Raw genomic sequence first — 18,830 nt, forward strand, 5'->3', positions numbered from 1 at the left:
TTAGTCGAAGTTCATTATTATAATCGAAGATCCTTTTGATAACAGCGGGGTCTCACCTGGCTCGCTGTTCCCGCAGGAGTGTCGTGAATTTCGTTTGAAATCAACAACGAAGATTAACAAAGCCATTTTATCCAAAGTTTCCTTATGGAGCCACAGGATTTCTTTTATCAGGAGTGCAATGGGAGGAAGCCCCTCTTCGGACAATGATTCGGGTAGGCTTCCGTTTTTCCCTCTTACAAAACCAAAAAGAAAAAACCTGCGAATACCGAGGTTCTTTCTAGCCTGTCTTTACTTGATTTTTACCATTTCGCTTTGCAGAGTACAGGAGTTTGTCCGCTTTTTCAAAGAATGCTTCTTTACCCATGCCTGCATCGTATTCGTTAACCCCTATGCTAACAGTCACCCGTGATCCTTCCAATACACGGAATGAAATACATTGGATTTTACTTCGGATCCCTTCAATCAACTCGATCGTTCTTTCCATCGGTTTTCCGACAAAGAGCACAATGAATTCCTCTCCACCATAGCGTGCAGCAAAATCATCACTGGTGATCTCCTCCTGGATCAATTCCGCGATTTGTTTCAACACCTCATCACCAGCACGATGGCCATACGTGTCATTGACCTGTTTGAAATTGTCGAGGTCAAAGATCGCCATTTGGATTGAAAAATGATATTGCGAATGGTGTGCAAGCAGTTCGTTTAAGTATTGATGGAATGAGATTTGGTTATACATACCCGTTAAGGAATCGGTTTTCGACAGCTTTTCCATCAGTGTATTTTTTACGAGCAGATCCTGTTGGTCCTCTATTGACTGACGATAATGCTCGGTCAGTTCTAGCCCTCTTTCAGTGATTCCGATAACGGCCAGGGCAGCAATCGATAACATCGCCAGTAATGTGAAATGTTCAATGACACCGATACTACTCCTTAACATAGGATCAATGACGGAAAGTGTGGAATAGCTGACAATGGTCAACACAGTCGTGTATATGATGATCCTCTTTTTGAAATAAGCGCCAGAAGTAAGAATAGGCAAAAACAAAGCCGCTTTCACTATGATTAAATCGGGCCGGCTGTAGATGAAATTAAGCGCAATCAAAAGCCCAGCCGTGATGACGATAAAATCTTTTACAGGATTGTCCAACCGGACTGCAATCTCTGAACCCATGACGATCAAAGCCCCGATTACACCTGGAATAGCTACAAAATAGATCAGGTATTCTCCTAATGGTGCATCGGAGAAATTATAATTGATGAGCTTGATAATGATCGCTAAAAAAATAATCAACCAGTAGACATTGAGAATTTTCCGATTCAATTTTCGAGTATCAAGTTCCATCCGGCTCATGGGCCACCCCGCTTTGAGTAAAAGGCTCTGTTATTCTTCCGAAAATCCCAGCGATCCGTAAGCCTCCTCGCTCGTCCCTCGCTGTGGGGTCTTACCTGGCTCACTTTTCCAGCAGGAGTGTCGTGAATTTCTATTAAATAATATCCACCTTAAAATTCAACAAAACCTAGTAATAAGGAGATATCAGGATATAGACCAATACTCCTGTCAGGCTGACATAAAGCCATAAAGGCATTGTCCACCTTGCAATTTTACGGTGTTTTTCAACTTGCATGGTCAAACCACGGACTAGGGACAATAGTGCTAATGGAACGATGACTGCTGCTAAAATGATGTGGGTGATCAAAATGAAATAATAGATGTATTTTAATGGTCCTTCTCCGCCATATGAAGTTGATTCAGCTAGATAATGATACGAAACGTACGAGATTAAAAACAATGTTGTTGATGTGAATGCGGCAAATATGAAGCGGCGGTGCAGTTTGATGTTTTTACGCAGGATAAACCAAAGCGCTGCTAGTAAAAACACAAAAGTAAAACTATTGAAAACTGCATTCAATAATGGCAATACTGTGATGTCAAAGCCCGTTTCCCCCTCATACTCCGGTAAAAAGAAAAGGACAACGACCAATGCATTTATTAAAATCGATAGGAACACGACGAGTCCCGTGTAGCTTTTTTTATTTGTAGAAGATGGATTCTGATTCATGGTTTCTCTCCTATTCAGTAAAAGTTCTCTTTCAAGAATAAAAGATGTGTGAGCTGCGAGGCAACTTTTTGTCCATGAATCCACAAAAGGTTCAAATCTCACCCAATGATAAATTCATCTTTTCTTACTGATTCTTTCCAAATCTTCTAATACATCTTCTAATGCGAGTAGCTCATATATGATTGTCAGGCGTTGTGAGATATGTCGTTTTGTCCTTGAAGTTTCCGTATCATTACGGCGATCCCTCTCAGAAATGAATAAAGACTCAAGATCTTCTATCAACTTGTCATGTTGTTGTCTTACATCGTGTTCGGGATCCTTTAAGATAGCGGCAATTGATGCGGCGGAATTCATAATGGTCTGAGATTGGTCTGGTGGCAATTTTGCCTTCTCTATATTAAGATATAACAAATTCCCGAAATGATAAAGAATCTTTTGGAAATATTCCAATTTTTTGACAACCACCCCGAATTTCTGGATATCCTTCAAATTGTGTCTTCTGTATTTCCACTCCTCCCGTTGATATTGGGCAAGCGAAAATGTACGTTCTAAATCCTTGCTTAAGCGTTGATATTCGAGCAGCAGGCCTTTTGGGTTATTTCCTTCAATAAACTTTGTCAATAATTGACCCGAACCCTCATATAGTTCGTCCACTTTCTTGATAACCATTTCGTTATATTGCGGGGGAAGAATAATATAATTGATGATGGTCGAAACAACGAGCCCGATCAGCGTTGTGCTGAGTCTCACAAAAAAAGAGTTCACAAATTGGTCTTCCGTTTCTGCAATCATTGCAACAGCCGTCAACGTAGCAACCAACATCCCTGCATCGAGCCGTAATTTGTGACAGACCGCCAGTGTAAGCGTTGCGGCTAAGGCGTAAGCGAGTGAAGATTGCCCAAGCATTGATTCAAAAAGCATGGCAAAACCGGCACCAATCATTGCCGCTGGAAAACGGATCATTCCTTTTTTTATTGAATCGGATGCTGTCGGTTCAACTGTAACGATTGCTGTGATGACTGCAAATAGAGCTGGAAGATTGAAAATGTTACAGATCAGTGCTGTGACGAATGCTGCAAGACCTGTTTTAAGCACCCGGCCTCCAATCCATTTATTTATAGCGAATTTTTTCACTTTTCATCCATCCCGATACACAATTTGTTATCTATTGTACCAATACTAACGACACAGCTCCACCTGTCATTAAATTGCATCACGGAAATTAATGTAACCATTTGTGGCATTTTAAGCCTGTTAAAGGACTTGTTGATTATAAGCGAAATTTGCGACACTCCTGCGGGAAAAGCGAGCCAGGCGAGACCCCACTGTTTTTAAAAGGATCTTCGACTATAATAATGAACTTCGACTAAATACCACCACGTCCTATGGTGAACGTCGAAGCTCGCGGAAGTAGGTAAATGCAAGGAAGTGGTGTTCTAGCTCAGCGACCAGCCACTTGGATCACTTCAAACTTCCTGCGGCGATTGTCAGCCTCCTCGTCCGTTTTCCAGTGACCTACGTGACTAATCGGGTCGCTTCCGCTTTTCGTTTGCCCGCGGAAAGGGAGTGAATCTCGCAGAAATCAACAATAAAACCCTAACAGAGCAGTCATTTTTAAAAACCTTGAAATATTTTCTTTTTAATAGTTCCAAAGAATCCTAATATATGACAAAATAAATACAGGAGTCTGCTAAAAGTGAGGGAAGAAAATGTTTTGTTCGAATTGTGGAAATGAATTGCACACGTATGACCAATATTGTGAAACATGCGGAGCAAAACGCCTGGAAACAGTAGAGCCTACAAGAAAAGACATTAAACGTTGGCACTGGCTGACACCGCTCATAGCCTTCGTCATTACAGCCATCTGCCTATCAGGCTATTTTTATAGTGAACATAATAAGACAAATGCCGCGATGGAATCTTTTAAAAAAGGGGAAACAGCAGCACTCGAAAGTGAGTATAAGGAAGCTCGCAAACATTTCGAAGAAGCATTTACATTACGCTCAGAATTTCCAGCGGCAATAGAAAATAAAAAGCTTGTCAATTCCGCAATCGAAGCAAAGGAACGCTTACATATTGCAAGGAAACATCAAGAGGAACAAGAATTCAACAAGTCCTTTGAACAGATCGAGAAGGCTACCGAAATCGTCTCAGGATACTCGGGGAAAGTGGCCGATACGATCCAACTAGATATAAAGAATACAAGAATGCATGTAAATGTTGCTGAGATCAGATACGAAATGAACGGAAAAACGAAGCTTGAAGAGCTGGAGCCGCTCCTCATAAAAGCAGAAAAGTTCGATATTGAAGAAGCAGAAGAAATTGCCGAAGACCTCCGCAACCGGATTGCAAACATCGCCTATGCCCAAGCGAATGAACTACTGACAGACCATCAGTTCTCTGCTGCACTTGCCTCTGTAAAAAAAGGATTATACCACGAACCGAAGAACGAGAAGCTCATCAACTTGAAATCGACCATCCAGAATGAACAAGCCGCTTTCGAAAAGGCGGAGGAACATCGACTTGAACAAGCTCTCATTGCAGCCGCAGAAGAAAAAGAACGTAATATTAATGATGCTCTAGAGGTCATCTCTCTCAAAACGTCGTTGAATGAATTGGGAGACCTTGTCGTCAAAGGGACTGTCAAAAGCAAAGCTACCGTTCCAATCAACTCTATTCGTGTTTCTTATTCCTTAGTTGATAAGAAGAAAAAAGTATTTGATGAAAATGAAGTCTATATCTATCCTGATATTCTATATCCTGGCGAAAAAGGAACATTTGAATATACCCATTTTATGATCGATAAAAAGCTTGACGTTAAATTCAATCAAGCGAATTGGTATTTAAAATAAGCTCTCTGTTATTCTTTATGTTGATTCGCGAATTGCACTCCTTTTCCGCGGGCAAACGAAAAGCCGAAGCGAACCGATTAGGCACGTAGGTTACTGGAAAACTGACGAGGAGGCTGTCGCCGCCGCAAGAAGTTTGAAGGGATCCAAGTGACTGGTCGCTGAGCTAGAACACCACTTCCTTGCATTTACCTACTTCCGCGAGCTTCGACGTTCACTATAGGACGTACTTGTACAGGATGTACTGACTTCGACGTTCACCATAGGACGTGGTGGTATTTAGTCGAAGTTCATTATTATAGTCGAGGATCCTTAACTTTTGTCCGTTCGGAGCCTCGCCTGGCTCACTGTTCCCGCAGGAGTGTCGCCGAATTCGCATCAAATCAAATTCAATAAAACTAAAATAATTGAAAGGGAGGATAAGAGTGAAGCGTCCTGCCATTCTCTCCATTTTCATTACCTCCCTGATTTTGATCGGCGGTGTTACTGGAGGTTACTTCTTACATGATCATTATAGTAGTGTTAAAGTCCTGGCTACCTCATCGCTTGGACACGAAAACAGCGAACATGAAAAGGTAGAGAGCCCTAAAGAGAAAGACTTGAAGACAATCATCCACGAGAGTCAAAAAAGCGTTGTCCAACTTGAAGTCACTCATGATGATAGTGAAAGCGTGGGATCAGGGTTCCTTTATAACGAATACGGGGATGTTGTCACAAACGCCCATGTGGTCAAAGGTGGAAAGAGAATCATGGTCCGTACAGCAAATGCTCAGCAATACGAAGGGCAATTGATTGGTATCGGCGAATCAACTGATATCGCTGTCGTCCGGGTTCCAGAGCTTGCAGGGGAACAGTTCCTTGAAATCGCAACAGACTTTGAAGCCGAGATTGGTGATGAAGTAGTAGCTTTGGGAAGCCCCCTTGGGTTACAGAACACCGTGACCACTGGTATCATCAGCGGTCTGAACCGGGAATTCAAGATTGATGGCTATACGTATTCGAATGTCTATCAAATTTCTGCACCTATCGCCAAAGGGAACAGCGGCGGTCCTCTGATTGATAAACAAACAGGATTGGTCCTAGCACTTAACTCAGCTGGTACAGAAGAAGGGTCAATCGGGTTCAGCATTCCTCTATCAGATGTGCATAAGAAAATTTCAGCCTGGTCCGAAGATCCTGTTGAATATACATTTGGATCAGATGATAACACCGAACTCCCTTCTTCTGAAATGATAATAGATGCAGACCAGAGTAAATACCTGGTCAACTATTTCTTCGACAGTCTAGCAATTAGAGATTATGTTACAGCGTATTCCCTGCTCGGCAGCAAATGGCAGACGGGCACTCCTTATAAAAAGTTCCGGGGAGGATATATCCATACCATAGACATCACCAAAAACAAAATTAGCAGTGAGCCAGTTGAGGATGGGAATAAATATAAGGTAACGATTATTATAGAATCCCTCGAGCGTATGAAAGACAAAAGTACAAGAACCGTTTTATATAAATGCAATTACGAGGTTGGCCTTGAAAATAACCAGCCAAAAATTTTGAGTGGAAAAGCTGAAGAAATTGAATAGGGAATCTTGATGAATGGTGCATCATTTCTTCAGAGGAGGATGCATCATTTTTCTGTTTTTTCTTCTTGGCTGTTTTCGCATAGATTGTTGGTTTTGGAAATATACTCGCTTTCCGCGGGCAATCTGCAAGCCTCCTCACTTGCACAGGATGTGCTGGCTTCGACGTTCACCACAGGACGTGATGGGTCTTAGTCGAAGATCATATTAAAAAGTGCGGGGTCTCGCTTAGCTTGCTTTTCCCGCTGGAGTCTCGCATATTTCCACTGCCAAAAGGTTTCAGCATCTTTCTTTAGAACATTCCATTAGCAACAAACTTTTAGAAACAGCCTTCTTAGACCGCTCCCCTTTCATGAGTGATTTATCTTTTCTATAAGTCTTGCTATACTTTAAAACATAATGCGGGAGATAAAAGGAGCAGAAAAATGATTACCCTCTTGATCGACATGGATTCAGTGATCTGCGATTTGATGAGCGAATGGCATCGCCGATATAACGAAGAATATGACGATAACCTTAGTGCAGAAGATCTTGACTGCTGGCAAAGTGAAAAATATGTCAAAACGGAGTGCGGCACTAAAATCTATGATTTTTTAGATGAGTCGGGTCTGTTTATCCGGCTGGAGCCATTGCCGAATGCAATAGAAGTTTTGAGGAGGCTTTCTGAACGCCATGACATCCTCATTGTTACAAGCAGCCGCACCTATGCATACACCGAAAAGGAAAAATGGGTTGAAAAGCATCTTCCATTCATAGGGGCTCGAAACCTGATTTTCACACACCGTAAGGATATGGTCCGAGGAGATATCCTTTTTGACGATGCACCGCACAATTTGATCGCTTTCGAAGAGTCTGGCCGAAAAGCAGTCGCAATGGATTATAGATACAATCGAAATGTAGATGTTGAACGGGTCCAAAATTGGCTTGAATTTGAGCAATGGGTTGAAAAATATGAAATGGGTGAACAATCGTGAAAAAAACGGATATACTCATCATCGGCGGTGGTCCGGCAGGCATATCTGCGGCAATCTGGTGTCAACGCCTTGGCTTAAATTATCTACTAATTGAAGAACAGACAGAATTAGGTGGACAATTGACGGATATCTATAACCGTATCGTGGACTACCCTGGATATATATATGAAAATGGACAGACTCTTAAACAGTATTTGACCAAACATATCGATGAAGTGTATGCCCGTTATCATGTAAACATGAAAATCCATCACCTTGACCATACCAATCGAATCGCTTCACTTATACAAAATGAAAAAGAATTGAAAATCAATTATCACTATTTGATTCTTGCAACCGGGACCTCAGTAAGACGACTCGACATTCCAGGTGAGCAGGAAATGATCGATCGTGGTGAAATATATTCTGCCACAAAGGACCGTTATCGTTTTGAAGGGAAAAAAGTGGTTGTAGTCGGGGGTGGCGATCGAGCATTCGAAGGTGCCCTGTTATTGGCAGAAAGCGGTGCAAACGTTTATTTGGTCCATCGTTCCAAAGAATTCCGGGCACGTGAAGAATTCAGGAAACCTGTGACGGATCACTCTAAAATCACCATTTTATGTGACACAGTCGTCAAAAACATTCAACATGCGGAAAACGGGATCGTCGGAGTCGATTTACGTAACTGCCTGACCAACTCAGTTACTCAATTGTCGGTTGAAGGTGTCTTCATCCGGATTGGTGTCCAGCCGAACATCCGTTACGTAAAAGAATACATCAGCCTGGATGAAGGGAAGTATGTACAGGTTGATTCTTGTCAACGGACAAGTGACCCGTACATCTACGCAATCGGTGATGTATGTACACACCCTGTATTTTCGAGTATATCCAATGCAACTGCACAAGGTATGATCGCCGCAAAGCATCTTTCTCTGAAGCTGTTTTGATGGAATGACAGAACGGTATACAACGCATATTTTCATTATTGTGAGGGCTGTCTTTGAGTGCAAAAACACTTACCGGACAGCCCCTACCCTCCTCTTAGAACGGTCTGACTATCAACTCACACTAGTCGAGCGCTCCTGGTCGAGCAGATTGCGCTCTCCTCAGCTGGTCCTCAATACTTACCTCTGGACAATGCACTTGAATGAGTTGTGCGGTTTCTCTGATCAACTCCTCCAATTGAGTGAGACTATCCCTTAATGAGGCATTTGTAAGTATCTGATGAATCCTATTTGAAAAACACTCCGGTTTCACTTCCATCCTTTCACTTGTTTCATACAGCCATTTCAGTCCAGGATGATGAATATACATTTCATTTAATGCACTCAATGTGACGAGCAGTTTTTTTGAAACCTCCACGAGTATTGAATGAAGGAAGAGTGAATCTTTTCGTTGAACTAGAGCTTTACGACTTTGCCACCTTCCATCGAAATCAAACGAATGAAGAATAAGCTTTTCTTTTAAAGCTTTAGGATAAGGAAAAATAGATTCAAGGTAACTTTCAAATATTGCCGTCCCTTTGAAGGGAACACCATCCGCAATCGCCCCAACCAAACATTGTTTATCAAGGGAGATGTCCCCACCCTTCATCGATTGGATATACGTCTCAACTGTCGATCTTAGAAAACTGCTAATTTCAAATTTTGTCTTATTTCCAAAAAAGATTCCGACCATTCCTGATCTTCATAAGGATGAAAATTCAGGATCTCCCCTTCCACCTGGTTGATGGGATTCAAGCGATCCTGATCATCAGGTGGTTCATTCCATATCAAAAAAAGTTCAACATCGGAAAACTGGTCTTCCCAGCCTCTCGAAACCGACCCTCCTAAAAAGATCACTTCAAGTTTCGGACTTGCCTTATAAACTTCTGCTAATTTTCTAGCTTGTTCGAATAAAGTCATTTACTGCTCCCCCGTCATGGTAATCAGTTCCAATTATAGCAAAATAAAATGATATTTCAGTGCTGGAATTTGATAAAATAGGCTTTGTTATACTTTATTGTTGTTTTTGCGAAATTTACTCTCTTTCCTTGGGCAAACGAAAAGCGGAAGCGACCCGATTAGTCACGTAGGTCACTGGAAAACTGACAAGGAGGCTGTCGCCGCCGCAGGAAGTTTGAAGTGATCCAAGTGACTGGTCGCTGAACTAGACACCACTTCCTTGCACTTACCTACTTCCGCGAGCTTCGACGTTCATCATAGGACGTACTTGTACAGGATGTACTGACTTCGACGTTCATCATAGGACGTGGTGGTATTTAGTCGAAGTTCATTATTATATTCGAAGATCCTTTTAAAAACAGCGGGGTCCCGCCTGGATCGCTTTTCCCGCAAAAGTGTCGCAAATTTTGCTTTAATCAAACTTAGTCAGAAATCAACGGTAAAACAAAGCGTAAAATAAATAGGATATTCAAAAAGGAGGTAAAGTTAGCATGCATGATTCAGTTGAATCCCAATACGAATCCAATTCACCACTTGAGGCAAGAATCCAGCTTCATCAACGTTTCAGTACAAATTCGACAAATTGGTTCGAGTGGTACTTCAATGAAATGGATCTGTCAGAAGGAGGTATAATTTTGGATGTAGGTTGTGGTACCGCAGAATTTTGGGTCATGAACGTGAAAAAGCTTCCAGCAGATGTCAGGCTTGTATTGGTTGATGCCTCAGAAGGCATGATCAAGACAGCAAAAAGAAACCTTCATAATACAAAAATAAATGTAGAGTATCTAGTGAGTGATCTATGTTCCCTCCCTTTTAAAAATGAACATTTCGATGTGGTCATGGTAAACCATATGCTTTATCATGTACCTGATGACAAGCGGAATGAGGGGTTATCTGAGTTGAAACGCGTACTGAAAAAAGATGGTCTATTCTATGCTTCCACCAATGGAGACAAACACTTGTCAGAGATAACCGATCTCATCATAGAGTTCGACCCCTTGCTTAATCCTGAAACCCCCGAACTTCATTCCTTCAGTTTGCAAAATGGTACACAACAACTTGAGACGCTGTTCACTGATGTCGATTGTCATCTCTATGACTGCGATTTAAAAGTGACCGATGCACGTCCATTAGTCGATTATGTCCAGTCGATGATGAGTTCCGCTGCGGAACAACTCAAAAAGACATCCACTGGTGAATTTGAAAAGTATATCCATCGCTTGATCTGGGCACATGGAAACATCCATATTACAAAAGAGGTTGGTTACTTCAAAGCGTTGAAATAAGACCAGCCTGAACCTGTGAATATTACTGAATGGCGTTTGTACACCCCCATTTCTGATCAACATAGAAAGAAATATATGTACATCGTATTCAATATTTTACCTTTACACTTGTTTTTGATAGATTTACTTTATAGCTTACATATAAGGGGTGCAGTCTACGTCATGCTGGAATGGTACAATACAGTGCTCGACTATGTTACCGATCTTGATCTTTGGATTGATGTCGGTATTGCTCTAATGATCTTCATCGCATTTGTCATCTTTAGGAAATTGTTTACAAAATATATTTTCAGGTTGATTTCTAGATTGACTGATAAAACGTCAACCAAAGTCCTTCATAAAATATTATTGGCTTTTGAAAAACCTTTGAATGCCTTTTTCATTTTCTTGGGCCTCTATCTGGCGTATACCTCCCTGGAGATGCGTACTGAGGATGTGCACTTGCCCTTAAGATTGTTCCGGACCTCCGTCATCATTCTGGTGACATGGGGATTGATCAATCTTTCGTCGTCATCTTCCATTCTTTTCAGGAGCATTCATCGAAGATTGGATTTACAAATGGATCAGATTCTGATTCCATTCTTCTCCAGGGTTCTGAAGGCTGTTATCGGAGCGATTGCCATCAGTGTGTTGGCTCAGGAATGGGGATATAACGTAAATGGTTTCGTTGCAGGTTTAGGTATTGGCGGATTAGCATTCGCTTTTGCTGCTAAAGAAGCGTTGAGTAATCTATTCGGCGGAGTCGTCATCATCATGGAACGGCCGTTTTCAATTGGTGACTGGATACAAACACCGTCAGTCGAAGGAATTGTCGAAGATATCGGCTTCCGGAGCACGCAAGTCCGAACTTTTGCTGATGCCCATGTCACAGTTCCTAACGCTAATATCGCCAATGAACCGATAACGAACTGGACGCGGATGCGAAAGCGCAGGATTTCTTTCAATCTGGGAGTCGAATACACAACACCGAAGGAAAAACTTGAAAAAGTGGTTGAAAGAATCAGGACTATGCTGAAAGAGCATAAGGAGGTCCACCCAGAATTGATTATCGTCAATTTTGATAACTACAACAGCAGCAGCCTTGATATCATGATCTATTTCTTTACAAAAACGACTGCATGGATAAACTTCCTGGATGTAAAGCAGGATATCAACCTTCGTATCATGGAAATTCTTGATAAAGAAGGCGTCTCTATCGCATTTCCTAGCAGAAGCATCTATATGGAAAATACACACCAGCATATGCATCCAGTTCGTGACGAACCACAAGACCCTGCCTCTACTAATACCAAACCTAGTGGTAATATCGATAACAGGGATGAAAAGAGCGGGCAGCATCATGGAAATGAGGATGGAGAATGAAGCTGACCATCAGGTCTTTTTAGGAAAAAAAAACGATATTGGTTTGCAGTATAGATTTTGGGAAACGGTCACTGCTGAGCTTCCTTACGCTTGGAAGCCTATCTTTTCGCCAAAACTCTTCCTCTATCAAAAAGAATTTGATCCGAAAAGCCGATGTTTTGCCTTTGATGGAGATCGGTTAGTTAGCCATATGAGCTTTACTGGTAAAGGAAATTTCGTATCGCTAGCTAATCCACAGTTACGCTGCTGGACCATCTTATGGAGGAAGTTTTCGCCCAACGATTCAGAGCTCAGTGGAAAGACCAAATCAGTTTCTTTTTAGGAAAAGGATTTGAAATTACGGGACGATCACCAATCTATGGCAGAGAGGTTAACTTTGATGAAAAACCTGATACAACGGTATGGTATTGTTCAAGTGCATTAGGGGTTTGATATCGAGCAATTCCTATCCGTTGGCACAGGATGATCCTGAACTGACCGACCAGCATATTGCTTTTTACCGTGAATACTATCAAGCTGTAGATTTTGATTTTGCAGTAAAATGCATTGATACCAAAAAGTTGGTTGCCTATTTCGACATCACGATCTGGCATGATACAAATTACTCTGAAATCATTGCATGTACGGTTCCAAAAGAACGATCACCAATCCTTTAAAGCAGGAATATCCAAGATTTTGGAAGAACTTTCAAAATGCGAAGGAAAGAGGCTGACCGAAACCGCAGCCTCTTTCTCTATGTTTTTCATCCATTTGTCGAATATTTACTTACATCTTCTACTTCACCATTTTGGCGGTGTATGACCACCTGACTCGGCCGTGATGCATCAGCCAGGTCCTGCGCCTCCTGGTAGGCCGCTTCTTTAGTATCAAACGTTTTCTCCGGCCGGCCACGTCCCTCGACTTTTATTTCCCAACGATTGTTATCTTCATTCGGTAAAATGTGATAGATTTTATCTCCCATCCTCATTCCCTCCTTTGAACTTATTTTGTACAAACACTTCCCTTTCTCTGAAGTTTTTACACATAGAAACTGATTAAGTCAGGTATTCTGGGAAAAGTAAGTAAACGGAGGTGATCATTTTGAAGAAAAAGAAAAAAGATCCGACCACAATCGGGCTTCCTTCATCCCAGCCTGAAGGACAAGGAACAGGCTATGAAAAAGGACCATCTGTCGATTCAGCAAGGAAGAAAACAAAGAAATAGAAAACTTGAGAAAGCAAAACTTTGGCGATAACTCAGGAGTCAAAAGAGGCTGTCCTAAAAGTGTCGGAGTATCTCCGAACTTAACAGCATTTTGAGAAAAATTGTGGTTCTAATCCAAAATGTTGTGTTGGAGGTGTCTAACACTTTTCTTTTAGGACAGTTTCTCATTATTACGAGTTTAAGAATAACACCTTCCTTAAAGGGTAATTTCCAAAAGTCCGCAAGGTATACATCGAACATCAATGTATGTCAGCATATTATGGGCTATTTTCGGACGACTTGACGAAGAAAGAACGGGATTATTTCCTTCACATGCTTAGTCGGTACAAGGAACGAAGAATACCATTAAGTAACTTGCTAAGCATATTGAAATCCTTAGTCATCCGTTTTGATAACGATTATCTGCTTCAACAGTCTTTCTTCGAACCATATCCCGAGGATTTGGTCCAGATGTCCGATTCCGGAAAAGGGAGGAATTACGCGTAAAGAAAGGAAACGATCAGCCGTTTCCTTCCTTTTTCATTATGTCAGATTGTCATAGTACTGGTCGATCATTTTTTCGATTTTAGCTTCATCTGGCTTTTCCCCTATGAATTCAAAGGGCAGTTCTTGCTTGAACGTACCGTCTTCATACACATGGACTGCGCCGTTTTGATGAGACACACTATACTCGATTTCAAATGTATATGTACCTCGTTGAATGGCACCCATAGAATCAACCTCCTCTGTTCTCATCTAGTATGAGCAGATTCAGTCGGTTTCATTTATGTGAGGAATTTGCCAATCGATTTCCTCGATTCCATTTTCACGTAGAAAATTGTTGATTCTTGAAAATGGGCGGCTTCCGAAAAATCCCCTGTTTGCTGAAAATGGACTCGGGTGGGGCGACTTGATGATCAGATGATGATCATTCGTAATGAGCTCTTCCTTTTGTTGAGCGTGTTTCCCCCACAACAAGAAAACCAATGGCTTTTCCCGTTCATTCAATGTACGGATGACGGCGTTTGTGAAATCCTCCCAGCCAAGACCTTTATGGGAATTCGGTTGCTTGTGCCGGACAGTAAGAACTGTATTCAACATCAACACACCTTGTTCAGCCCAATGGATCAGCGACCCATGATTCGGTGGTTCACAGCCGATGTCCTGTTTCAACTCTTTAAAGATATTTTGCAACGATGGCGGTTGTCGGACTCCTGGCTGAACTGAAAAACTCAATCCATGGGCTTGCCCTGGTCCATGATACGGATCCTGTCCGATTAAAACGACCTTCGCTTTGTCATAAGGAGTGAAATGGAGGGCATTGAAAATATCATACATGTCTGGGTAAACCTGACTAGATTCGTATTCTGTTTTTAGTCGATCACGCAGCTCCAAATAATAGTCTTTTTGAAACTCCTCTTCAAGTACGTCTGACCAATCGTTCTTCAAAATTCCCATTTGTTACTCACCCATTTTTATAAGATTACTAGATTAAAAATAGTATAGCATACGATAATTGACCCTTTCGATTAGGAAACACTATAACACTTTATTTCCAGATACGTTGGTTTAACTCAGCTCTTTGTTGTTTTAAGTTGGACCGAGTTTGGACAGCCTTTCGCTTTTTTCTCCTCTTCCTGGCCGAAGTTAACCCTGGTTCAGACAATCTTTATCTAAAGAATCTTTCTATTCGCGGTTTTATGACACGGTTCTAATTATTTCCCCGAGAATATTTGACAGATATTGACGACATGTTTCCCTTCTAGACCATGAATTTCTTGATCAGACTGTTTGAGTCGGCGCGCAAATATCTCGATCGCCCTAGATAGAGGGGGATTTCAAGTTTTTCAAAATCCGGAATCCCCTTTTCATTGAACAGTGCTTCGTCCCTATAAAATTGTGTGATATCAGCGACAAACCAGTCATGATCGCCATAGCTGTTCACCTCAATGGTCTTACATTCATACGCCACATAAGCATCTTTCAATATCGGTGTATCCGTAGTTATCCCACGGTCAAATGCCATACCACCCAGTTCGAACTTATTCGTATCGCTGCCCGAATAGGTTCCCGATTGCTGGATAAATTCAGCTTTTTCATATGGTAAAAAGTTGATTGCAAATGACCCAGCTCCTTTTACGAGATGATATGTATGCCTTTCCCTCCCGATTGCAACACCATAAATCGGCGGATCATAAGATATGTACGAGTGCCAACCTGCTGCCATGACATTATCTTCTCCCTCAAACGATACGGTTACGATAGCGACCAACCCCGGGTAACTATGCATCACCATTTTATCAGTCGGTTTCCTCAAAAAATCAGCCCCTAAATCGACATTTTTTCCTCCATTATCACATGAATCCGTTTTCTTTGTCATATTCAAGTTTGCTATAATGAAAGACAGTCGTATGGAAGAATCAGGAGGATGTAGAAATGGAAATCAAAAAAATACCTGTAGAAGATATTGCGCAATTCATCTCCATCGTCAGCCGTGCTTATCCGGGAATGAAACTGGTTACGGAAGACGATCTCGAAAAAACAACAGATAGATTCATAGACATTCAAGAAAATGATGATTCAGCTTCCTTGTATGGGGCTTATCAATCGGGGAAACTCGTGGGCGGTATGCAGTTCCATGATTTTGAGATGATGTTTCATGAGCAAAAAATCCCTGTAGGTGGAATCGGTATGGTAGCGGTCGATCTATTACATAAAAAAGAGGGTGTAGCAAAGGCTCTCCTCGAACATTTCCATCAGCACTACCATGACCGCGGAACATATTGTACAGCACTCTATCCATTCCGGCCGGACTTTTACAAGCAAATGGGTTATGGATATGGTGCAAAAATGAACCGCTATCGTATCCAACCGGCTCATCTGCCGAAAGGCACTTCGAAAGCACACATTGTCTATCTTACATTCGATGATACCGAAAGAATCGTAAATTTCTATAATAAAATGGCTATTCGCACGCATGGTCTGATGACCCGGACTGTAAAAGGGTTCTCACGCCCGATGAAACAGCCGGGTAACCACACGATCGGTTATGTAAAAGATGATGAAGTGAAGGGGTATGCGGGATTTTCTTTCAAATCCAATCCCGAAGACACCTTCTTGCAAAATGACATCATCGTTCATGAAATGCTATACGAGAATCAGGAAGTCCTTTCAGAAATGCTTACCTTCTTCCATTCACAACAGGATCAGATCCGCTCAATCTATTTTGATACTCAGGATGAGCATTTCCATCATGTAGTGACAGATCCAAGTAACGGTACAGGTCACCTCATCCCACATATTTACCATGAAAGCAATACACAAGGGGTCGGATTAATGTACAGGATCCTTGATACTGAAGCCTTTTTGAAACAAGTGTCCAATCACAACTTCAACAACGTAACGGTATCTTTGAACGTCACAATCCAGGATTCTTTTGTGCCAGGCAATGCGCGTCCCGTCCATTTTCATGCCCAAAATGGCAGTCTCACGATCACTGATGAGAAGAAAGCTGATGTTGAAATCAAACTGGATATTTCTGATTTTTCATCGGTTGTGATGGGCGTTGTTCCATTCGAAGCTTTATATACCTATGGGAAAGCTTCCATTTCTAATACAGCATATCTACACACCGTCACCGACCTTTTCAATGCACGGAAAAAACCGATCTGCCTCAACCGTTTTTAAAAAATTCCTTGTCAAGCCAAATCTTGGTGTAGCTAAGCCTTGCGCTGCGGAATAAAGGAGGAAGTCATGAGCAGGACATACGAAACAAAACTAGTTAATCTTGCTGAAGTCACACTGAATATCGGTCTAAACTTACAAAAAAATCAGATCCTTCATATCAATGCCGATTTGGACGCTGCACCTTTCGTCCGCAAAGTGACCGAAGCTGCCTACAAAAAAGGTGCACGCCATGTATATATCAATTGGATTGATCAGGAAACCTCAAAGCTTAAAATTCTGTATGCCCTTGAAGAAAGTCTGACTGAATTCCCAGAATGGAGTACGAAACGTTCAGAAGAGCTGATTCGACAGAATGCGGCATTCCTATCCATCCGCAGTCCCCAACCGGACGCGTTTTCAGGTCTCGATCCTGACCGGGTCGGTGCAGTCTTGAAAGCGTCTGCTCTTGAGATGAAACAAATCGCCTCAGCAAGAAAAGCCGGAATAATCGCATTTTGTATTGTCTGCGTCCCTAATGAAAAATGGGCCGGGAAAGTTTATCCGGATCATGGTCCTGAAGAAGCTCAGGACATGCTTTGGAAAGCGGTTTTTGACATGACTCGTGTGGATTGTGATGACCCGATCGAGCAATGGCAAAGGCATATCGGCTCCTTACTTTCAAAGGTGGATGAACTGAACACGATGCGGTTCCAGAAACTCCATCTAGAAGCACCGGGCACGGATCTAATCGTGGAACTACCGGATAGGCATTTATGGGTAGGCGGTGGCGCTACGACACAAGAAGGACTTTTCTTCACACCGAACCTCCCGACTGAAGAGGTATTCACAGCACCTAAAAGAGATGGTGTGAATGGCACAGTGAGAAGTACGATGCCATTGGTTTATGGTAGTACAGCTATTGAAGATATCACGCTCACTTTTAAAGATGGCAAGATCATCAAAATGAATGCCTCAAAGGGGCTGGAAACGCTGAAACGTTTGATCGATAGTGATGAAGGCTCCCACTATCTAGGGGAGATTGCACTTGTTCCGGAGGACTCTCCGATTGCAGAAGAGAATACGATTTTCTACAATACGCTGTTCGATGAAAATTCTTCATGTCACTTGGCGATCGGGGCAGCGTATCCTCTCTGTGTAGAAGACGGGACAAACATGACAAGTGAAGAGTTGAGTCATGCTGGGTTGAACATGAGTATAACGCATGTCGACTTCATGATCGGTTCGCCTAAAATGAACATTGATGGAATCCATTGGGATGGACGGCGTGAACCAGTTTTCCAAAACGGCTGTTGGGTCAAGAAACAATAATTGCATTTTTTTATTAGGGGGAAAACGATGATTGCAAAGTCAATTCGTAAAGGAGAACGTGTCTATTTAGGTCGTTTTAAAGAAGAAGATCTGGATAAGGTGTCTGAATAGTACCATGATGATGAATATATGCGCTGCATGGATGCTACACCAAGTTTTCCATTACTGCAACGTGATTTCAAGGAATGGGTCGAGCTTAAGCCGCGGGACCAGAAATCGTTCCTATTCGCTATCCGTTTGATAGAAGATGATAGAGTCGTCGGTTGGGTCGATTTAGACGGAATCCTTGGGGCCCATCGGAATACCTGGCTCGCGATCGGCATCGGCGAGAAGGATGTTTGGAATCAAGGACTTGGATATGAAACGATGGAGCTTGTATTGAATTTTGCGTTTTATGAATTGAACCTGCATCGCGTCCAATTGACTGTCTTTAGTTATAACAAACGTGCGATCAAGTTGTACGAACGCCTCGGTTTCAAATATGAAGGCGCTCAGCGCGAGTTCCTGCAGCGTGACGGGGAACGGCATGACATGTTGATGTATGGCATATTAAGCCATGAATGGACCGCCACACGTAAAAAACAATGATTGCTCCAGAAAAAACGCCTCTCATAGTCGTTTCT

Annotated in this window: 20 protein-coding genes and 2 pseudogenes; 13 read left to right on the top strand and 9 right to left on the bottom strand. The window is 42.1% G+C overall.

Annotation, left to right across the window (positions count from 1 at the left end; all coding sequences use genetic code 11):
* Window positions 1-277: 277 nt before the first annotated feature.
* The 3 genes from KOL94_RS16035 to KOL94_RS16045 all read right to left on the bottom strand — a co-directional run bounded on the left by KOL94_RS16035 (window position 278) and on the right by KOL94_RS16045 (window position 3,194).
* The gene (locus tag KOL94_RS16035; protein ID WP_221567387.1) at window positions 278-1,342 is read right to left on the bottom strand and encodes a GGDEF domain-containing protein; all 1,065 of its coding nucleotides are present in this window, start codon (window positions 1,340-1,342) and stop codon (window positions 278-280) included.
* 175 nt (window positions 1,343-1,517) lie between these two features.
* Window positions 1,518-2,060, bottom strand: a complete 543-nt coding sequence (locus KOL94_RS16040; RefSeq protein ID WP_221567388.1) for a DUF420 domain-containing protein — start codon at window positions 2,058-2,060, stop codon at window positions 1,518-1,520.
* 114 nt (window positions 2,061-2,174) lie between these two features.
* On the bottom strand, window positions 2,175-3,194 hold the full coding sequence (locus tag KOL94_RS16045; RefSeq protein WP_221567389.1) for an FUSC family protein: 1,020 nt from the start codon (window positions 3,192-3,194) through the stop codon (window positions 2,175-2,177).
* 575 nt (window positions 3,195-3,769) lie between these two features.
* Here KOL94_RS16045 and KOL94_RS16050 point away from each other — a divergent pair.
* The 4 genes from KOL94_RS16050 (at window position 3,770) to KOL94_RS16065 (ending at window position 8,386) form a co-directional block, all read left to right on the top strand.
* Window positions 3,770-4,912: a zinc ribbon domain-containing protein gene (locus tag KOL94_RS16050; protein ID WP_221567390.1), complete on the top strand. Its 1,143-nt coding sequence runs from the start codon at window positions 3,770-3,772 to the stop codon at window positions 4,910-4,912.
* A 422-nt stretch (window positions 4,913-5,334) separates the two neighbouring features.
* Window positions 5,335-6,489 (top strand): S1C family serine protease, encoded by a 1,155-nt coding sequence (locus tag KOL94_RS16055; protein ID WP_221567391.1) that lies wholly within the window; start codon window positions 5,335-5,337, stop codon window positions 6,487-6,489.
* Between the two features lie 422 nt (window positions 6,490-6,911).
* Complete coding sequence (locus KOL94_RS16060) at window positions 6,912-7,460, top strand: 5' nucleotidase, NT5C type (protein ID WP_221567392.1); 549 nt, start codon at window positions 6,912-6,914, stop codon at window positions 7,458-7,460.
* Entirely contained in the window at window positions 7,457-8,386 is a 930-nt protein-coding gene (locus KOL94_RS16065; protein ID WP_221567393.1) for an NAD(P)/FAD-dependent oxidoreductase, read from the top strand. Before KOL94_RS16060 ends, KOL94_RS16065 begins: the two co-directional genes overlap by 4 nt.
* Before the next feature lie 121 nt (window positions 8,387-8,507).
* On the opposite strand, the gene KOL94_RS16070 is transcribed toward KOL94_RS16065, so the two are convergent.
* On the bottom strand, window positions 8,508-9,116 hold the full coding sequence (locus tag KOL94_RS16070) for a hypothetical protein (protein WP_221567394.1): 609 nt from the start codon (window positions 9,114-9,116) through the stop codon (window positions 8,508-8,510).
* A complete protein-coding gene (locus tag KOL94_RS16075; RefSeq protein WP_221567395.1) occupies window positions 9,062-9,343 on the bottom strand; it encodes a hypothetical protein in 282 nt (93 codons plus the stop codon). Before KOL94_RS16075 ends, KOL94_RS16070 begins: the two co-directional genes overlap by 55 nt.
* Window positions 9,344-9,873: 530 nt before the next feature.
* Here KOL94_RS16075 and KOL94_RS16080 point away from each other — a divergent pair.
* The 4 genes from KOL94_RS16080 (at window position 9,874) to KOL94_RS16095 (ending at window position 12,686) form a co-directional block, all read left to right on the top strand.
* Window positions 9,874-10,668, top strand: coding sequence for a class I SAM-dependent methyltransferase (locus KOL94_RS16080; protein ID WP_221567396.1), 795 nt, complete (start codon window positions 9,874-9,876; stop codon window positions 10,666-10,668).
* 162 nt (window positions 10,669-10,830) lie between these two features.
* The gene (locus tag KOL94_RS16085) at window positions 10,831-12,030 is read left to right on the top strand and encodes a mechanosensitive ion channel family protein (RefSeq protein WP_221567397.1); all 1,200 of its coding nucleotides are present in this window, start codon (window positions 10,831-10,833) and stop codon (window positions 12,028-12,030) included.
* A complete protein-coding gene (locus KOL94_RS16090; RefSeq protein WP_221567398.1) occupies window positions 12,020-12,352 on the top strand; it encodes a hypothetical protein in 333 nt (110 codons plus the stop codon). The genes KOL94_RS16085 and KOL94_RS16090 overlap by 11 nt, the downstream gene beginning before the upstream one ends.
* Before the next feature lie 130 nt (window positions 12,353-12,482).
* On the top strand, window positions 12,483-12,686 hold the full coding sequence (locus KOL94_RS16095) for a hypothetical protein (protein ID WP_221567399.1): 204 nt from the start codon (window positions 12,483-12,485) through the stop codon (window positions 12,684-12,686).
* Between the two features lie 86 nt (window positions 12,687-12,772).
* Here KOL94_RS16095 and KOL94_RS16100 read toward each other — a convergent pair whose 3' ends face one another.
* The gene (locus KOL94_RS16100; RefSeq protein WP_221567400.1) at window positions 12,773-12,991 is read right to left on the bottom strand and encodes a DUF2188 domain-containing protein; all 219 of its coding nucleotides are present in this window, start codon (window positions 12,989-12,991) and stop codon (window positions 12,773-12,775) included.
* 119 nt (window positions 12,992-13,110) lie between these two features.
* Between KOL94_RS16100 and KOL94_RS16105 the strand changes: the two genes are divergently transcribed.
* Window positions 13,111-13,233, top strand: a complete 123-nt coding sequence (locus KOL94_RS16105) for a YuzL family protein (protein ID WP_221567401.1) — start codon at window positions 13,111-13,113, stop codon at window positions 13,231-13,233.
* 208 nt (window positions 13,234-13,441) lie between these two features.
* Window positions 13,442-13,719: pseudogene (locus KOL94_RS16110) on the top strand (DUF1722 domain-containing protein); the annotation flags it as partial.
* Window positions 13,720-13,755: 36 nt separating this feature from the next.
* On the opposite strand, the gene KOL94_RS16115 reads toward KOL94_RS16110, so the two are convergent.
* From KOL94_RS16115 to KOL94_RS16125, 3 genes are all read right to left on the bottom strand, one after another.
* A complete protein-coding gene (locus tag KOL94_RS16115; protein WP_221567402.1) occupies window positions 13,756-13,944 on the bottom strand; it encodes a DUF5370 family protein in 189 nt (62 codons plus the stop codon).
* A gap of 39 nt (window positions 13,945-13,983) precedes the next feature.
* Entirely contained in the window at window positions 13,984-14,670 is a 687-nt protein-coding gene (locus tag KOL94_RS16120; protein WP_221567403.1) for a uracil-DNA glycosylase, read from the bottom strand.
* Between the two features lie 304 nt (window positions 14,671-14,974).
* Complete coding sequence (locus KOL94_RS16125) at window positions 14,975-15,592, bottom strand: flavin reductase family protein (RefSeq protein WP_221567404.1); 618 nt, start codon at window positions 15,590-15,592, stop codon at window positions 14,975-14,977.
* Window positions 15,593-15,648: 56 nt separating this feature from the next.
* On the opposite strand from KOL94_RS16125, the gene KOL94_RS16130 reads away from it, so the two are divergent.
* The 3 genes and pseudogenes from KOL94_RS16130 to KOL94_RS16140 all read left to right on the top strand — a co-directional run.
* Window positions 15,649-16,899 carry a GNAT family N-acetyltransferase gene (locus tag KOL94_RS16130; protein ID WP_221567405.1) on the top strand — a complete coding sequence of 417 codons (1,251 nt, stop codon included), beginning with the start codon at window positions 15,649-15,651 and terminating at the stop codon, window positions 16,897-16,899.
* A 66-nt stretch (window positions 16,900-16,965) separates the two neighbouring features.
* Complete coding sequence (locus tag KOL94_RS16135) at window positions 16,966-18,207, top strand: aminopeptidase (RefSeq protein WP_221567406.1); 1,242 nt, start codon at window positions 16,966-16,968, stop codon at window positions 18,205-18,207.
* Between the two features lie 126 nt (window positions 18,208-18,333).
* Window positions 18,334-18,795, top strand: a pseudogene (locus KOL94_RS16140) (GNAT family N-acetyltransferase); the annotation flags it as partial.
* Between the last annotated feature and the right edge of the window lie 35 nt (window positions 18,796-18,830).

The sequence above is a fragment of the Alkalihalobacillus sp. TS-13 genome, from assembly GCF_019720915.1.
Taxonomy (GTDB): domain Bacteria; phylum Bacillota; class Bacilli; order Bacillales; family Fictibacillaceae; genus Pseudalkalibacillus.

Bases quoted from the DNA above. Each gene is read 5' to 3' on its own strand.
- KOL94_RS16100 (WP_221567400.1), bottom strand. From the start codon at position 12,991: ATGGGAGATAAAATCTATCACATTTTACCGAATGAAGATAACAATCGT.
- KOL94_RS16070 (WP_221567394.1), bottom strand. From the start codon at position 9,116: ATGGTCGGAATCTTTTTTGGAAATAAGACAAAATTTGAAATTAGCAGT.
- KOL94_RS16085 (WP_221567397.1), top strand. From the start codon at position 10,831: ATGCTGGAATGGTACAATACAGTGCTCGACTATGTTACCGATCTTGAT.
- KOL94_RS16125 (WP_221567404.1), bottom strand. From the start codon at position 15,592: ATGACAAAGAAAACGGATTCATGTGATAATGGAGGAAAAAATGTCGAT.
- KOL94_RS16050 (WP_221567390.1), top strand. From the start codon at position 3,770: ATGTTTTGTTCGAATTGTGGAAATGAATTGCACACGTATGACCAATAT.
- KOL94_RS16115 (WP_221567402.1), bottom strand. From the start codon at position 13,944: ATGGGTGCCATTCAACGAGGTACATATACATTTGAAATCGAGTATAGT.
- KOL94_RS16040 (WP_221567388.1), bottom strand. From the start codon at position 2,060: ATGAATCAGAATCCATCTTCTACAAATAAAAAAAGCTACACGGGACTC.
- KOL94_RS16035 (WP_221567387.1), bottom strand. From the start codon at position 1,342: ATGGAACTTGATACTCGAAAATTGAATCGGAAAATTCTCAATGTCTAC.
- KOL94_RS16075 (WP_221567395.1), bottom strand. From the start codon at position 9,343: ATGACTTTATTCGAACAAGCTAGAAAATTAGCAGAAGTTTATAAGGCA.
- KOL94_RS16120 (WP_221567403.1), bottom strand. From the start codon at position 14,670: ATGGGAATTTTGAAGAACGATTGGTCAGACGTACTTGAAGAGGAGTTT.
- KOL94_RS16130 (WP_221567405.1), top strand. From the start codon at position 15,649: ATGGAAATCAAAAAAATACCTGTAGAAGATATTGCGCAATTCATCTCC.
- KOL94_RS16080 (WP_221567396.1), top strand. From the start codon at position 9,874: ATGCATGATTCAGTTGAATCCCAATACGAATCCAATTCACCACTTGAG.
- KOL94_RS16060 (WP_221567392.1), top strand. From the start codon at position 6,912: ATGATTACCCTCTTGATCGACATGGATTCAGTGATCTGCGATTTGATG.
- KOL94_RS16090 (WP_221567398.1), top strand. From the start codon at position 12,020: ATGGAGAATGAAGCTGACCATCAGGTCTTTTTAGGAAAAAAAAACGAT.
- KOL94_RS16135 (WP_221567406.1), top strand. From the start codon at position 16,966: ATGAGCAGGACATACGAAACAAAACTAGTTAATCTTGCTGAAGTCACA.